We start from the raw sequence: 13,760 nt of genomic DNA, 5'->3' as shown, positions 1-13,760 counted from the left end.
GGCCTTTGACATCTACTTCTGACATCAACGCGGGCGGTCACTGACGACCAGGGCGCTTACGCAACAGCCGATCCATGTGGCTCATGGCCTCGCGCTGCGTGTCCTGGACGACGTGGGTGTACACGTCCATGGTGATGCTGATCTGGGAGTGGCCCAGGATCTCCATCACGACGCGAGGCGCTACCCCGGCAGCCGTGAGCAGGGTGGCGGTGCCGTGCCGGGCGTCGTGCAGCCGGATGACGCGGAGGCCGGCGGACTGGGCGACGCGGGTGAAGGAGCGGTAGACGTTCCGCGGCTCGACCGGGCGCCCGGTCCGGGTGGTGAAGACGTAGTCCGAGTCCGGCCACCGCTCCCCCGCCTTCGCGCGAGCAGCTGCCTGCCGCATGCGGTGCCAGCGCAGAGGCGCGATGCAGAGTGCGGGGAGCGGGACGACACGGCGACGGCGGCTCTTGGGGTCGTCGTCGTACAGGACACCACGACGCCGCTGCGTCTGCTGGCGGACGTACAGGACCCGGTTGTCGAGGTCGAGGTCCGACCAGCGGAGGCCGATGATCTCTCCTCGACGGAGGCCCATGGCGATGGCGAGGACAAAGGCCGCGTAGAGCGGGTCCTTGCGGGAGGCGGCGAGGAAGTCGAGCGTCTCGTCGAGGGTCCAGGGCTTCAGCTCGCGGTTGTCGGTCCGAGGAGGCTCGACGAGCTTGGCGACGTTGCGGGTGATCAGTTCCTCGCGGCAGGCGGAGGACAGCGCGGAGCGTAGAACTCGGTGCGACTCCTTGGCGGTTGCGGCGGTCGTCTCCTTCTCCAGGCGGACGAGGAAACGGCGGACGTCGGCGACGCCAAGGGATTCGAGCCGCTTGGCTCCGAGGAGGGGCGCCAGGTAGAGGCGGACGTGAGTTTCGTACTTGTCGTAGGTGCTGAGCTTCCGTCGGGGCTTAATGATGTTGTCCAGCCAGTACGGCAGCCACTCGGAGAGCTTGGCGGACTTGGTGGGCACGGGTACGCCCTGGTCCACCTTGTCGAGCAGTTCGCGGCGCTTGGCGTCGCACTCGGCCCAGGTCTTGCCGTAGGCGAACTTCCGGGCGCGGGTGCCGTCAGGCTGGAGCACGTAGACCGCGCACTGAAAGCGGCCGTCCTTGCGCTTGGTGATAGTGCCCGCGCCGTTCGGGTTGCGCTTGCGCTGACTGGCCATCAGGCAGCCTCCTCGATCTGGCCGAGGACGAAGTCCGTGACGGCGTGGGCAGGGATGCGGCGGGCGCCGTCGATCTTGATGGAGACGAGGCGGTGCGAACGGATCAGGTCGTAGACCTTGGAGCGGCCGAGCTTGAGCCGAGCCATGACCTCCGGCACGGTCAGGAGTTCGGCGGTAGCGGTGGCGGTGGTCATGCTGGGGTTCCCTCCTCGGTGAAGCTGTCGCGCAGGGCGTCGCGGGCGGTTTCGCGGTTGGTCTGGAGGTCGCGGCCGATGGTGGCGGCGAGGGCGGCTTCGCCGGGGGTGTGGCCGTGGCCGGCGTACTGCCAGTCGGTCAGGACGAGGACGGTGTCCGGCTCGCGATCGTCGAGGCCGAGGACGGAAGCCTCTTGTGCGGCGCGGTAGTCGGCGCGTTCCTGGCGGAGGGCGCCGAGGGTGGTGGAGTAGGTGCGCGACTTGGACGAGAAGTGCCCGCGGAAGCCGAGCATGTGCGCCCAGGCCCAGAGGCGTCGGTCCGGGTAGAGGGCATCCAGGTCGCGGCAGGCGGTGATCAGGCGGCGGGCGTGGTCGGGGACCTGGTGGCGGTCGAGTTCGGCGAGTTCGCCGATGCGGCGGTCCAGGGTGCCGGTGTTCTCTGCTGCCTTGGTGGCGTACTTGGCCACGTAGGAGGCGACCGCTTGTTCGGTGATGTCGGAGCCGTCGCCGAAGGCCTTGACCGGGCGGACGTCGAGCTGTCGGCCCCAGCGGAAGGTACGGGCAGGCTGGTCCTCGGCGGCCGGGACCGAGACCGAGGTGTAGGAGTGCGATGCGGCGGCGAGTATCGCGTCCGTCAGGAGGTCGACCGTGGCCCAGGCGGGCGGGGGCGTCCCGGGACCGTCCGGGCCGTCGAGGCGTACGACGGCGTGGAAGTGCAGGGCGCCACGCTTCTGGAACTCGGCGACCTTGCCGTACGAGACGCGAAGGTGTTCGGCGAGTTCCCGGCGGGGCAGGCCGGCGCGGGCGGCGAGTTCGCGGCGGAGGCGCGTGGTGAAGCGCTGCCAGAGCTGGCCCGCGTGGTTGTTGAACAGCACGGCGCCCGTGTAGTCGTAGGTGTCCGGGTCGAGGGCGGTGCCCAGCTCCGGGGCGTCGGCCGCGTGCTGTGTGCCGCAGCGGCAGGTGCCGTGGTCGGGGCGATTGTGGACCGGGCCGAACGATGGGGCCGTGAGGGTGGCGAAGACACGGGGGTGATCGCGGACGGTGGCGGGGACGTCGCGGCGGTCGTCTCCGGCCAGCCCGGCGCGGATCAGGTGGTAGGTGTCGCCCGCGTAGGTCCAGGCGCAGGCGGGGCAGCGGGAGGCGCGGCGGTTGCCGCAGGCGAGGCGGAGGCGTCCGCCAGGCTCGTTCTCGGTGGAGTAGTGGTGCAGGGTCTCGCCGGTGGTCTTGTCCTTGTGGAGGACCCAGCCGGTGAGGTGGATGGGATCGGAGCAGCCGCCGGTGCGGCGGATCTGGTCTTCCCAGCGGGCGTAGTCGGAGGCCGAGGCCACCCGGAGCACGTCCCCGAGGGTGATCGGGTCGAGCAGCGTGTCCGGCATGGGCGCCCTCGGTGTCGCGGATGAGGCGCGGTGGGCCATGCTGGGGGTTCCTTCCGGTTGCGAGATCGGAGCGGGACGGCGCCCGGGCGGCGGATGCTTGGCGGTATCGAGGCCGCCCGGGTGCCGGTCAGCGACGCTTGGCGTCGGAGGCGAGCAGGGAACGCAGGACGACCGCGCAGACGGCGACCGAGGCGCCGGTGATCGCGACAGCCAGGAGCAGCGAGACCAGGACGGCGCCGAGGACCAGGACGACGGCCGTGCCGCCGCCGACGAGGGCGAGCGTGGTGCCGGGCGTGAGCTGGACCGTGGGCCGGGACGGTGTCGGAGCTGTCGGGGCAGCTGGCGGAGTCTCTATGGGCCGGGTGACGGTGGTCGGCTCGATGACGGCGGGTGGGGTGGTGAGGCCCGTCGGCATAGGCATGGTGGGGATCTTCGGGCGGAACATCGGTGATCTCCTCTCGCGGGCGGGCTACTTGACGAGGGCGCTGATGGCCGGGGCAAGGACGCTGTCGGCGAGGAGGAAGCCGCCGAGCAGGAGTACGACGATGAGCCAGGCGGGCGGGCGGATGAGCTTGACGCCGAGGTAGCCGACGACGAGCAGCGCGAACCAGAGCGGGACCTGCATGGCGGTGACCTCCTAGCGGATGCGGCAGCGATGGGTGCGGGCGGCGAGCTGGGCGGCGGACTGGCTGGAGTAGTCGGAGGACCAGCCGCAGCCGTCGGCGGTGCACACGGCGGCGTACTTGGTCTGGCCGTGGCGGTCACGGTGCGTGCCGATCTGTACCGGGCCGATGCGCATCACGGAGTGGAAGTGGTCGCGGGCGGGCATGTCAGTCGGTCTCCTCTCGGGCCGTGGTCGGGGCGGGGAAGCTGGCGCGGATACCGGCGGCGATGGCCGGGTCGGCGGTACGCCGGGCGGCTTCCTCGGCGAGCAGGTGGGCGAGGAAGGGCCGGTTGGCAGCGGTCATCTCGCGGGCACCGTCGAGGTAGTCGGAGGCGGTCAGGTCGGCCGGATCACGGGTCAGCGGTCTTCCTCCCTTGCTGGTCAGGTGAGGTGGGCGGCGATGGCGTCGGCGAGGTGAGGCGGGACGCCGAGGCGGGAGCGCAGGGTGTCGGTGTCGATCGGAGATCCGGTGCGGGTGCGGTACTCGTCGGCGACCTTGCGGGCGTGGTCGAGCAGGACGGCCGGGACCGGAGGAGCAGGGGCCGGGGCGGGGACCTGGTCCGGTGAGGCGGGGGCCGCGCCAGGCTTGGGCGCGGCTTCCGTGACCGAAGCGGGTTCGGCGTCCGGTACCGGCTGCTTGGCCGGAGGCACGACCTCGTCCGCGTCCACGACGAGCGCCGGCGGAACTGGTTCCGACTCCGCAGTCGACGAGTGTGCGAGGAGCGTTCCGCCGAGGAAGGCGAGCGCGGGCCATCCGGCGATGCCGAGGCGAAGCAGGGCGGGCGGGTCGGCCAGGTCCAGGAACCCGGCCGTGGCGACGTTGGCGCCGAGCGAGGCGAACAGCGCGACGACGAACCAGCACCAGGCCAGCCGAGACGGGCCCTCACTGCGCAGCCGTCGCCAGGCCGCGACCAGGAGCAGGTCGACACTGACCGGGTAGGCCCAGGCCTTCCAGTCGTTCTGTCCGGCAGCGGAGGCCAGGTCGTGCAGGTGGGCGAAGGACAGGGCACCGGCGATGACGGCCTGGACCAGGACCGCGTCGACCCGGAGGCCGTGACGGGCAGCCATCAGGAGTCACCGGGGTACGCGGGGCCGCCGTCGGAGTCGTAGCCGTCCGGGAACGTACCGGGCGGCGGCTCAGGCAGCGAGACGGCGAGTGACCCGCTGACGGTTTCCACGAAGTCGAGGTCGGCGCCGGCCATGTCGGCGTACAAGGCGAGTTGGCCGAGCAGGAGCACGGTACGGGCGAAGTCCTCGCAGTTCGGGCACACGGCGGGGTCTCCCTTCTTTGGGCATGGCAGAGGTAGGGACTTGGCGCGGAGGCGGTCGCGCCGACCGGTGGGGATCCGAGAGGGATCAGACGGCGGCTGAGGAAGCCTTGGCCAGCGACACGGGAGCCGCGGTGGAGGCGGGGAAGTCGGGCCGGAACGAGGCCAGTTCGGGCAGGTCCGGGGTCCGGTCGGCGTGCCGGTTGCAGATGTTCACGGCCTGGCGGAGCGAGGTATGCGGGGCACGGATGCGGTGCCACCCTCCGGAGGAGTCGCCCGAGATGGCGAGCCCCCGCATTTCGGCCGGGATCTGGATGGCGGCGAGTACGGCGTCGGGGGCGATGTCGCCGAAGGCCATGTTGGCGGAGGTTTCATCGTTCACGCGGTGGGCGGTACGGCCGGTGAGCTGGGCGCGGAGCATGGTGATGCCCTTGCCGAGTTCAGAGCCGAAGCGCTGTCCGCAGATTTCGAGGTAGATGCCGGCCGCGCGGCCGAGCTGGGCGAGGCGGACCAGGGCGGTGATGATGCGATCCCGGCGCTTTTCCTCTTCCTTGTTGGCGTAGAGGGCGAGTTCGGCGACCTCGTCGACCAGGACCACGACCGGGACCGGGCGCAGGTGATCGGGCAGGTCCCAGATGTCGGCGGCGATCTCCGCATCCGGCACGTCAGCGGTGATCCGCTGCTGAGCCCGGATGACCTGATAGGTGCGCTCCATCCTGACCACGAGCGCGTCGAGCACTTCGGCGGCGGTGTCGGGATCGTCGGCCAGCGCGGAGAACCGGTGGGCCAGCGGGAACAGTTCAACCCCCTGCTTGCAGTCGATGCCGACGAGGGCGACGTCCATCGGGGCGAGCGCTGCGACCAGGTTGCGTTGGTAGACGGACTTGCCGGACTCCGTAGCCCCGAGGGTGAGGGCGTGGGGTATCGCCCGGTAGTCGCGGTAGTGCACCGAGCCGTCCTGCCGCAGGGCGACCGGTACCCGCATCGGCCGGGTGTCGGTCTTGGCCGGCATCTGCACCCGCTTGAGCACGTCGTAGCCGGTCATCCGCACCTCTACGACGCCGGAGCGCAGTTCGCGCGAGGTCACGCCGTACATCGCGAACGAGTGCCGGAGCCGGTCCGAGGCGGCGGCGACGTCGAAGGCGTCCTGTCCGGGCCGGAGTTTGAGCCGCAGGACCAGGCCGGTACGAGTGGGCCGCAGCCGCAGGATGCGCGGGGCCCGGGACTCCGGTATCGGCCGGTTGGTGGCACGGGCGAGAGCGAGCCGCCACCGCGCAGGCGGCACGGTTAACCCGCACGCATCCATGACCGAGCCGTACCGGACCAGGACCCGCACCACCGCCAGCGTGACCCCGAAGGTCAACCAGTACCAGGCGGGGCGCCGCCACCGCAGAAGACCCGCGGCGGCGACGACCAGCACCAGGACGACCGTGAAGCCGGTCATGATCAGGCCGCCTTCGGCCCTGCGGCGGCGTCGGCGAGCGAGGTGACCGCGACCGCGCGGAACGCGATGCCGTGCCGCTTCTGACCATTGAAGTCGTTCTCCCAGGGCCGGGCGATGAGACCGGTGAGCGCGACCGGCGTGCCCATGGCCAGGTCGCCGGTGATGCCGGGCTCCGGGACAGTGATGGAGAGAATCTCCACCTCCTCGTTCGCCGCGAACATCACGTCGACTGTCATCAGCTTCGCCCCGGTCTCGGTGTCGGTGGCGATCTCGCCGGTACGGCGGTCACGGACCTTGACCTGCGGGGACTTGGCGACCATCACGACCGCACCGGCGGTGTCGACGGGAATCTGACGCACAGAGATCACTCCTCTACATATGCCGAACTCCGCCACTCATGTATATGAGTGACATGAAGAAGAGTGCCTCACTCCTGTACATGAGTCAACCCGCCGCGAAGAAGAACTCGCGACGGGTTGCGGGAAGTTGAGCGGGCGTCAGTCGGCGGCAGGGATCCTGTACTCGAAAACGAACTGGTCAGCGGCCATGAGGGTGTCGCACACTTCGACCACGAGACCCTCGGTCGTACGGGCCTCTCGGATCAGGTGAACCACCGGCGCGCCGGGGCTGAGCGCCAGCTCCGAGGCCTCTGCCTTGGAGGCCGGCCGCGCCTGCAACGTCTCGACGAACTCCGCGAACTCGTGCCCGTGGTCTTCGAGCCGGGCGTAGATGCCACCGCCGCCGGGGTTCTCGGAGAACAGCTCCGGGATCTCCTTCACCACGTCCCAGGGCAGGTACGACGTCGCGGTCTCAACCGGGGTGCCGTTACGGAAGTAGAGGCGTCGGCGGGCCAGCACCTGTGCTCCGGCCGGGACGCCCAGCCGCTGGGCGGCATCTTCGGGCGCCTCCATGGGCCCGATGTAGAGGACGCTGACCTTGGCAGCCGCACCGGATTGCGCGGACTCCGCGAGGTAGGCCGCCTGCCCACCCTGCCGGAGCGAGCGCCGGAAGCGATCGGAGGAGCGGTGCCGCACCGGAGGCCGGTTCTTCACGATCGAGCCCTTGCCGTGCCGGGTCTCGACCAGCCCACTCGCCCGCACCTCGACCATGGCCTTACGGATCGTCCCGCCGGAGACGCCGTAGCGGTCCACCAGCTCAGACTCACTCGGCACCATGTCACCAGGCTTCAGGATCCCCGCCCGGATCTGCTGCATGATCTCGTCCGCGATCTGCACGTACCGAGGCCCGGACACGCCCCCTCCAGCCGCAGTTCCCATAGTCCTTCCCTGCCTCCTATGCTCCTCTACATGAGTCAACCACAGGAAGCGACACCCTCCCCCCTGCACTCCGTGTCCGTGGCCGGAGTAGTGGTGCGCGAGGACGGCCGCCTCCTGGCGATCCGCCGAGCCGACAACGGCACCTGGGAACTCCCCGGCGGCATCCTCGAACTCAACGAGACCCCCGAGGCCGGCGTCGCCCGCGAGGTCCTGGAGGAGACAGGCATCCACGTTGAGGTCGACGAACTGACCGGCGTCTACAAGAACTTGACCCGCGGCATCGTGGCCCTGGTCTTCCGCTGCAAGCCTTCCGGCGGCACCGAACGCACCTCAAGCGAGTCCACGGCTGTCTCCTGGCTGACGCCCGACGAGGTCAGCGAGCGCATGGCCGAGGTCTTCGCGGTCAGGCTCCTGGACGCCTTGGACGGCAACGGCCCCCACGTACGCAGCCACGACGGCAAGCACCTCATCCCAGCGGGATAAAACCTTCTCTCCTTCATCAAGGCGGCTCGCTCCGCTCACCGCACGCGGCCCGGCCCCCGGCCGGACCTGCGCTCCTGTCTCCGCCCCGCTCCAGCCCGGCCGGCGCCCGTGCCGCGCGCAACAGCAAACAGCCGCCTGAGGTCAGAGAAGGGGTGCATCGTGGCGGGGGCCGGTCGGCTCCACGGCTTTAGCCACCTCCCCGGTCCGGGTCCCGCGTCGAGCAAGACCAGGGGGCCACTCGTTCACATTGCGGTCAGGCCCAAAGCCTGCCCGAGTTGCCAACCAGCGTACGGCCCCCTGATCATGCTCGACCCCAGACCGGGCAGGCCACCGGCCAAACCCGCTCCGCCTATGAAGCTTCAGCAATGAGTTTGGCTGAGGGGCTACTACCGCGATAACCCCTGACAGCACACTTAGCAACAGCCGAGTAAGGAGCGTTTTCCTTCTTCATCCTTCTAAGAGCGTTAATTGACTCGTGGAATACGCTTCGCGCCGTGACATCACGAGTCGCCTTATAGCTCACGAGCGCTTCATCCGCCTGATCACACATCTGAAGCACTTCCAGGAAAATACGCTTCCGCGCCTCAATAAGCCTTACATGATCTAGGTGATATAGGGAGCGCGATACATCCACACGGTCGGATACATTTTCCTCCAACGCTTCTGCGTCAGGATTCACCTTCACCTGGCCCGTCTCATCGAACCATATAGCGGTGATGTCGAACTGATCACAAGGATCAAGAAGCATCGGAATCTCGACCGATATTGGAATTAAGTAACTGTCTGCCCTGCGTGAGCCCTCTGCCAAGGGGAAATAGTCAGCCTTACCTCCGGTCGTCCCACCCTCTCCGTGGCGCCGACTATTGCAGTAAGTACAGGCGAATCTGTAATTGCGCACATCGAAAGCCAACCACCAGTATCCTTCCTTGCTCTCCCCGGAAATTCTTCCCTTGGGTCTAAAATGGTCAACCGCGTTGTCCGACCTGATATCGGCCGTCTCGCAATACCAGCACTTCTGATGCCCCACGGCCGCCAAGACACCCTTGATGCTACGCCACAGTTCCTCATTATCGTCGATGATCTTTTTCCTTGCTACTGCTCCATCGGCCTGCAGCAAGTCATCCGTCACGCTCTTCGCCTTAGCCTTCCAACCTTCCGGAAGGCGTGCGATCACTTCCTGCCGATCAATGAAAATCAAGAACCGCCCCCGACAGTACTAGTCTTCCTGCTCTTCGATCTCATTCAATAGCGCCACAGCGTCTTCAAAGTTCTCTTCCACTTCCTCCCGCGTGAAAGCAAGAGGACGCTGCGTTGCTTGACTCGCCGATTTAGCCTTGAGATAGGCTTGAAACTCTGGATCTCTGTCTTCCATCAACAGACCGAGATGCCTAAGCTCGTTACCGAGTTGATTGAGTCTGTCCTGCTCCTCAGCAGTCAATTGATCGTCAGGACGAGCAGACAGTTTTCTTTTCTCGTCCAGCTTGTCGAGCGTCTCAAGGTCGAGTTGTGACCTCAACCCGTATACGTCGCTCGTTAGAAGCGCTCCGACTCCCATTCCTTGAGGATCCTCCAACGGCTCCACGGCGCTTATGCGACCATCGCCATGCCGCTCAAGAATACGAACGTCCTGTCTGAGCAGGCCGGCTACAACGAGCGGATCATGGGTTGCCATCAGGACCTGGCAACCGTCGTCAAGCCCGCCAAACTCGCCGAGGAACTTCCGGTATTGCACGCTCCAGGCAGGGTTCAGATGCGTGTCAGGCTCGTCCAGTAGGAAAAGGGATTCTTCCTCACGCGTGAATCTCATCAACCCGAGGACAAGGAGAAGTTGTTGCTCGCCCTCGCTCAACTCCCGGAACGTGAGAGGAGAGGATGACCTGGCAGTTCTTACCCTGATGCGTACGTCATGAATGAGTTCGGAGATGTAAGTACTTTCGAGGGCTTTGAAGAAATCTCCGTTGCTCGCGTAGGCTGCTCTAAGCTCTCTGGCTTCCGACAAACCCTCAAGGTAAAGGTAGAGGTGCTCCGTCTGCGAAGATCGGGCCAATCCCGTTCTTACCTTGCGCTCCAATCTCATGGGTGCCAGGGAGAGGCGGTAGAGGCGATCGAGTAAATCTCTAACCGTGCCACGCGCGTTCCAGAATCGTTCATCTCCGTTCTTGCCAGGCCACGAGGGTTTCTGCATCTCGAAAAGCACTGAGTCCAAACCCTCGATACCCAGGTGGTCACGCAGCAACCGCAGGACTACGGGGTCCTGATCCAAGAAGAAGGCCAAGAGAACGAAGTTCGAGTGCACATTGCGTGCGTAGAACAGGGGTCGCAACGGCCTCTCGATGCCGTCAAGGAGATCCTTGTAGAAGCGCTCCTGGTGAGGAATGAAGTGCTCTTCGAGACGATTGCTCGGACCTGAGTAGTAGCCGAATACATGCTGCGGTCGGTACTCACGGCCGTCTTTACCTGAGAATTTGGTGAAACTCATCGAGCGGCCGTTCACGCGGCATTTAACACTATATCCGGTTCGAGACCGCTCCGAGGAAATGGAAACTGCGTTTCCTTTGATGAGATAATCCAACTCGAACACGAAATCGGGTCGCCGCCCGAGGTCGATGTCACGAAAAATGATCGTCAAAGCCTCTAGCAGGTTGGACTTCCCGCTGCCATTGCGTCCCACCAGCACGGAAACTGCGGCATTTTCATCGAGTCGGATCTCGAAGTCCTGCAGGTTCTTGAAAGACTCCACTTTTACACGTGTGATACGCATCTAGTCTGCCACCGAAATCTGGACATCTGTGTCGTTCGGTCGTGCTATTTCAAGCTTGCGCAACTGCTTCAACTCACGCAAGGCGGCGTAGAAGCTATCAACTGCGTTATCGGCGAGGGAAAGCTGCCGGAATAGGCGTTCCGGCTCCAAGGGCCCCGAGGCCTCATGCAGCACAGCTAGAATTTCTTCCGGAGTGGTGGAGGATTTGAGGCTAATGCGCCTACTCCCGTTCTTGGTAGACCTCGGCGCCCTAGCAGCAGGCTTTCTCCGCTGCTTTGAAGCCGCTTCCCTAACCTGGGCCAAGATTAGCGAGGACAACGACTCGCTCTCGTCGCCCGCTGTCCTCTGGGTAATCCGCCTGGCCATTTCCCCGAAGGCACAGGAGGCAGTGAACTCGCGCTCCAGCCCTTGGAGCCGGCCGACGGCACTTTGCGCATCCCTAATGACACTCTGGTGTGCCGAAGTCACCTCATTCAAGGTTTCGGCGATCTGACGTTGAGTATTCAGATCCCGTAGTGGTACAGGCAGTTGCCTAACATCACGCAGATTCAGCCCAGGCATATCGATACCGCGCAGTCGACTTCGAAACCACCCCTGTGCGGCCGAGCTTGATAGCCAATGCGCTAGGTAATCACTATCCAAGTGGTCGCCAGGTCTTATCCGTGCAGTCCCCTGAGTGATATTCGCCCCGCTGAGCTCTTGCGGTACGACGGCAACACGTAGGCTGCGGATGATGCCAAGTAGTACGTCACCCGGCTTCAGTGATGACCTCTCATATCGCTGAGCGATGGATTGCGATGTCTTCCTCAGTTGATCCTGCAAGATAAAACCGTCTTGCAAGTCCTGGCCGCGAACATACCGAACACCTGAGCCGTCGTCAATTTGCGGTCCGGGTTGGAGGATCCCATAGACAATGGGTGAGTCTTCAGCTACAACGTCTGCTGCTTGTTGCCAAATTACCCGTGTTTTCGGGTCTGACTCTCCAGGCTTTCCAAGCTCCGCGCCCTCCAGGATGAGGAGGTCTCTCGCCGTTCCCGGAAGGTCGGTTGCTGTCTCGATGATGTTGCCCATCGCCGTGAGAGCAGCGTCGATCGAACTCTGTATGTCGCGGGCGCAGTCGATGATTGCCTCTTGAGTAATTCGGGGAGGCAATGGGAAAGGTAGCTCTTGGAAGCGCCGAAGTCCAAGGTGAGCAATGTTAGTAGTAGCCTTGGCAATCTCCGCGAAAACACCTGAGTGTTGGTATGCCCTGAAGACCAGAAGTGCAAACTCTGGCAGAATCTCATGGTGAGCACGGAACCTAATAAGCGTGTTCTGGAAGTAAAGCTCATCAGGTTCGGATCGATACATCGCCGCTCGACCTACCAGCTCACGACTCTGTCCTTCGCATAGGAGAATATCTCCGTCTACAAGCCTATACTTCTCTCTGGCCTCAACGTCGAAGCTCATCGTTGCTAGATCCTGTAGGTCTAGCGCGTCATCACGAACGTTCGCAACACGCAGATAATTTCTTCGATCATCTGCGGAACCACTTGTAGTCTCGGGTGAACGTTGTTGCCCAACCAGAGTCTCGCCGGCTTCCTTGACCAGGCAGAAGCGCCACGTAGGAGGGAAGGCATCGGGAATTATCATCGTCCGAGTGCCTCCCCTTCGCGGTCTTGGAAGTGGCGCGTAAGAATCTTCTCAATTTCAGAGATGCCAGACAAGGCACTGTCAAGTTCCTCGCGCAGGCTTCTGGTGTCATCAAGAAGATCTGCAATACTACTTGAACCGGTCGGCCTATCAGAAGACTTCACGTGAGCGAAGTCGAGACGATCACCACGCGCAGCGAGCTCTTCACGTGTTAGACGCTTGAACCGATCAGTCTCGATCCGATGGCTTTTTCCGAACGCGTCAGCGCCATAGGCTGAGACAAATTCGTTCAAGTCGCTAGCCAGCAACTGCCTTCTCTTGCCGAAGCTCGTCTGACCCGAACGCAAATCATAGAACCATGTTTCTTCAGTAGATCCATCGGCGCAAAAGAACAGCACTGAAGTTTTCACGCCGGTTGCGTAAAAGATACCTGTCGGGAGACTCAGAATGGTGTGAACCCTGTAGCTGTCTAGAAGCTTGGTCCGTACAGCGGCAGCCGTCCCCCCTTCGAACAAGACGTTGTCGGGAACGACGATCGCAGCACGCCCTCCCTCGGCCAGGTTCTGATAGACATGCTGCAGAAATGCCAACTGCTTGTTCGAAGTTTGGTACTCAAGCCTCTCGTTCTGCTCTGCAGTTAGAGCACCCTTTGCGCCAAAAGGTGGGTTCGTGAGACAGACCGAATAGCCGTTATCACCCACGTCGTGATGCAGAGCGTCACCGAGAAGAATCTTCCCTTCGAGTCCATGCAGCAGAAGATTCATAAGTGCCATGCGCTGCACGTCCCTAACCAACTCAATGCCGACCAATTGAGGAGGCGAGGAGTTGGTGGCTGCGGTGCCCAGGCCTGCCGCTACCAGGAACCCACCAGTACCTGCGGCGGGATCGTACACAACGTCGTCATCACTCGGCGCAGTTACATGTACAAGTGCCTCGACCACTGGTCGGGGTGTGAAGTACTGCCCCGCACCATAACGAGACTCCTGCGCGTTCTTTTGAATCAACCCTTCATAGACATCACCAAGGCCATTTTGCCGCGCTCGATACCAATCAATATCCTCAATTCCTTGGACTAGCTGTTTCAGGGATTCGCCGGAGTTGATACCCGTCTTCGAATCCGCGAAGATGGTTTTGACGATATCGTCATCGGCCGCGCCGAGATTCTCCAGAATTTTGGTGTATCGAGGGAGGATGCTATCGGCGGCACTTTCGCTGAGTTCAGCCCAGCGACAGTTATTCGGGATTCTGCTTTCCATTTCAAGCTCATGGGCAAGCTTGAGAAACAGCAAGTACGTGAGCTCATTCAGGTACTCGTGATAGGTCACACCTTCGTTTCTCAGCACTCCGCACAGAGCCCAAAGCCTTCGGGTCACATCCGAAGTGTCTTGCATCGTCGCATCCTTAGGTTGGTGGCGACCTAGCCTACCCAGCTAGCGTCCCCTCCGTGAGTGTCTGACGTTGGGACCGGCTGT

General features: G+C 63.9%; 17 protein-coding genes. 1 reads left to right on the top strand and 16 read right to left on the bottom strand.

Translation table 11 applies throughout. The features are described from left to right. Positions 1-37: 37 nt before the first annotated feature. The 12 genes from ACE4Q9_RS19330 to ACE4Q9_RS19275 all read right to left on the bottom strand — a co-directional run bounded on the left by ACE4Q9_RS19330 (position 38) and on the right by ACE4Q9_RS19275 (position 7,412). Positions 38-1,189, bottom strand: coding sequence for a tyrosine-type recombinase/integrase (locus tag ACE4Q9_RS19330; RefSeq protein WP_397985473.1), 1,152 nt, complete (start codon positions 1,187-1,189; stop codon positions 38-40). Then, positions 1,189-1,383 carry a helix-turn-helix domain-containing protein gene (locus ACE4Q9_RS19325; protein WP_310778693.1) on the bottom strand — a complete coding sequence of 65 codons (195 nt, stop codon included), beginning with the start codon at positions 1,381-1,383 and terminating at the stop codon, positions 1,189-1,191. Before ACE4Q9_RS19325 ends, ACE4Q9_RS19330 begins: the two co-directional genes overlap by 1 nt. Next, complete coding sequence (repSA, locus tag ACE4Q9_RS19320; protein ID WP_397987265.1) at positions 1,380-2,759, bottom strand: replication initiator protein RepSA; 1,380 nt, start codon at positions 2,757-2,759, stop codon at positions 1,380-1,382. Before repSA ends, ACE4Q9_RS19325 begins: the two co-directional genes overlap by 4 nt. A gap of 127 nt (positions 2,760-2,886) precedes the next feature. Beyond that, positions 2,887-3,204 carry a SpdD-like protein gene (locus ACE4Q9_RS19315; protein WP_397985472.1) on the bottom strand — a complete coding sequence of 106 codons (318 nt, stop codon included), beginning with the start codon at positions 3,202-3,204 and terminating at the stop codon, positions 2,887-2,889. A 24-nt stretch (positions 3,205-3,228) separates the two neighbouring features. Continuing rightward, positions 3,229-3,384: a hypothetical protein gene (locus ACE4Q9_RS19310; protein ID WP_397985471.1), complete on the bottom strand. Its 156-nt coding sequence runs from the start codon at positions 3,382-3,384 to the stop codon at positions 3,229-3,231. Between the two features lie 12 nt (positions 3,385-3,396). After that, the gene (locus ACE4Q9_RS19305) at positions 3,397-3,588 is read right to left on the bottom strand and encodes a mobile element transfer protein (RefSeq protein ID WP_397985470.1); all 192 of its coding nucleotides are present in this window, start codon (positions 3,586-3,588) and stop codon (positions 3,397-3,399) included. A 1-nt stretch (position 3,589) separates the two neighbouring features. Continuing rightward, positions 3,590-3,784 (bottom strand): hypothetical protein, encoded by a 195-nt coding sequence (locus ACE4Q9_RS19300; RefSeq protein WP_397987264.1) that lies wholly within the window; start codon positions 3,782-3,784, stop codon positions 3,590-3,592. 20 nt (positions 3,785-3,804) lie between these two features. Further along, complete coding sequence (locus ACE4Q9_RS19295) at positions 3,805-4,491, bottom strand: DUF2637 domain-containing protein (protein ID WP_397985469.1); 687 nt, start codon at positions 4,489-4,491, stop codon at positions 3,805-3,807. After that, positions 4,491-4,694, bottom strand: a complete 204-nt coding sequence (locus ACE4Q9_RS19290; protein WP_397985468.1) for a hypothetical protein — start codon at positions 4,692-4,694, stop codon at positions 4,491-4,493. Before ACE4Q9_RS19290 ends, ACE4Q9_RS19295 begins: the two co-directional genes overlap by 1 nt. Before the next feature lie 85 nt (positions 4,695-4,779). After that, positions 4,780-6,135: an FtsK/SpoIIIE domain-containing protein gene (locus tag ACE4Q9_RS19285; RefSeq protein ID WP_397985467.1), complete on the bottom strand. Its 1,356-nt coding sequence runs from the start codon at positions 6,133-6,135 to the stop codon at positions 4,780-4,782. 2 nt (positions 6,136-6,137) lie between these two features. Then, the gene (locus tag ACE4Q9_RS19280) at positions 6,138-6,494 is read right to left on the bottom strand and encodes a hypothetical protein (RefSeq protein ID WP_397985466.1); all 357 of its coding nucleotides are present in this window, start codon (positions 6,492-6,494) and stop codon (positions 6,138-6,140) included. A 138-nt stretch (positions 6,495-6,632) separates the two neighbouring features. Continuing rightward, complete coding sequence (locus ACE4Q9_RS19275) at positions 6,633-7,412, bottom strand: GntR family transcriptional regulator (protein WP_397985465.1); 780 nt, start codon at positions 7,410-7,412, stop codon at positions 6,633-6,635. Between the two features lie 18 nt (positions 7,413-7,430). Here ACE4Q9_RS19275 and ACE4Q9_RS19270 point away from each other — a divergent pair, with 18 nt between their 5' ends. Continuing rightward, complete coding sequence (locus ACE4Q9_RS19270) at positions 7,431-7,895, top strand: NUDIX hydrolase (protein WP_397985464.1); 465 nt, start codon at positions 7,431-7,433, stop codon at positions 7,893-7,895. A gap of 349 nt (positions 7,896-8,244) precedes the next feature. Here ACE4Q9_RS19270 and ACE4Q9_RS19265 read toward each other — a convergent pair whose 3' ends face one another. The 4 genes from ACE4Q9_RS19265 to ACE4Q9_RS19250 form a co-directional block, all read right to left on the bottom strand. Then, entirely contained in the window at positions 8,245-9,093 is an 849-nt protein-coding gene (locus tag ACE4Q9_RS19265; protein ID WP_397985463.1) for a hypothetical protein, read from the bottom strand. Positions 9,094-9,111: 18 nt separating this feature from the next. Then, positions 9,112-10,656: an AAA family ATPase gene (locus ACE4Q9_RS19260; RefSeq protein WP_397985462.1), complete on the bottom strand. Its 1,545-nt coding sequence runs from the start codon at positions 10,654-10,656 to the stop codon at positions 9,112-9,114. Next, the gene (locus tag ACE4Q9_RS19255; RefSeq protein WP_397985461.1) at positions 10,657-12,105 is read right to left on the bottom strand and encodes a restriction endonuclease subunit S; all 1,449 of its coding nucleotides are present in this window, start codon (positions 12,103-12,105) and stop codon (positions 10,657-10,659) included. Positions 12,106-12,284: 179 nt separating this feature from the next. Further along, positions 12,285-13,679: an N-6 DNA methylase gene (locus ACE4Q9_RS19250; RefSeq protein ID WP_397985460.1), complete on the bottom strand. Its 1,395-nt coding sequence runs from the start codon at positions 13,677-13,679 to the stop codon at positions 12,285-12,287. Positions 13,680-13,760 lie beyond the last annotated feature (81 nt).

The sequence above is a fragment of the Streptomyces sp. AM6-12 genome, from assembly GCF_044327085.1.
In the GTDB taxonomy this organism is placed as follows: Bacteria; Actinomycetota; Actinomycetes; order Streptomycetales; family Streptomycetaceae; genus Streptomyces.
Note: the sequence above shows the minus strand (reverse complement) of the source record. Positions and strands in the feature narration are given on the sequence as shown.

Excerpts from the sequence above, each read along its gene's own strand:
- ACE4Q9_RS19305 (WP_397985470.1), bottom strand. The coding sequence starts at position 3,588 with ATGCCCGCCCGCGACCACTTCCACTCCGTGATGCGCATCGGCCCGGTA.
- ACE4Q9_RS19270 (WP_397985464.1), top strand. The coding sequence starts at position 7,431 with ATGCTCCTCTACATGAGTCAACCACAGGAAGCGACACCCTCCCCCCTG.
- repSA (WP_397987265.1), bottom strand. The coding sequence starts at position 2,759 with ATGCCGGACACGCTGCTCGACCCGATCACCCTCGGGGACGTGCTCCGG.
- ACE4Q9_RS19275 (WP_397985465.1), bottom strand. The coding sequence starts at position 7,412 with ATGGGAACTGCGGCTGGAGGGGGCGTGTCCGGGCCTCGGTACGTGCAG.
- ACE4Q9_RS19325 (WP_310778693.1), bottom strand. The coding sequence starts at position 1,383 with ATGACCACCGCCACCGCTACCGCCGAACTCCTGACCGTGCCGGAGGTC.
- ACE4Q9_RS19295 (WP_397985469.1), bottom strand. The coding sequence starts at position 4,491 with ATGGCTGCCCGTCACGGCCTCCGGGTCGACGCGGTCCTGGTCCAGGCC.
- ACE4Q9_RS19330 (WP_397985473.1), bottom strand. The coding sequence starts at position 1,189 with ATGGCCAGTCAGCGCAAGCGCAACCCGAACGGCGCGGGCACTATCACC.
- ACE4Q9_RS19310 (WP_397985471.1), bottom strand. The coding sequence starts at position 3,384 with ATGCAGGTCCCGCTCTGGTTCGCGCTGCTCGTCGTCGGCTACCTCGGC.
- ACE4Q9_RS19255 (WP_397985461.1), bottom strand. The coding sequence starts at position 12,105 with ATGAGCTTCGACGTTGAGGCCAGAGAGAAGTATAGGCTTGTAGACGGA.
- ACE4Q9_RS19250 (WP_397985460.1), bottom strand. The coding sequence starts at position 13,679 with ATGCAAGACACTTCGGATGTGACCCGAAGGCTTTGGGCTCTGTGCGGA.
- ACE4Q9_RS19260 (WP_397985462.1), bottom strand. The coding sequence starts at position 10,656 with ATGCGTATCACACGTGTAAAAGTGGAGTCTTTCAAGAACCTGCAGGAC.
- ACE4Q9_RS19315 (WP_397985472.1), bottom strand. The coding sequence starts at position 3,204 with ATGTTCCGCCCGAAGATCCCCACCATGCCTATGCCGACGGGCCTCACC.
- ACE4Q9_RS19285 (WP_397985467.1), bottom strand. The coding sequence starts at position 6,135 with ATGACCGGCTTCACGGTCGTCCTGGTGCTGGTCGTCGCCGCCGCGGGT.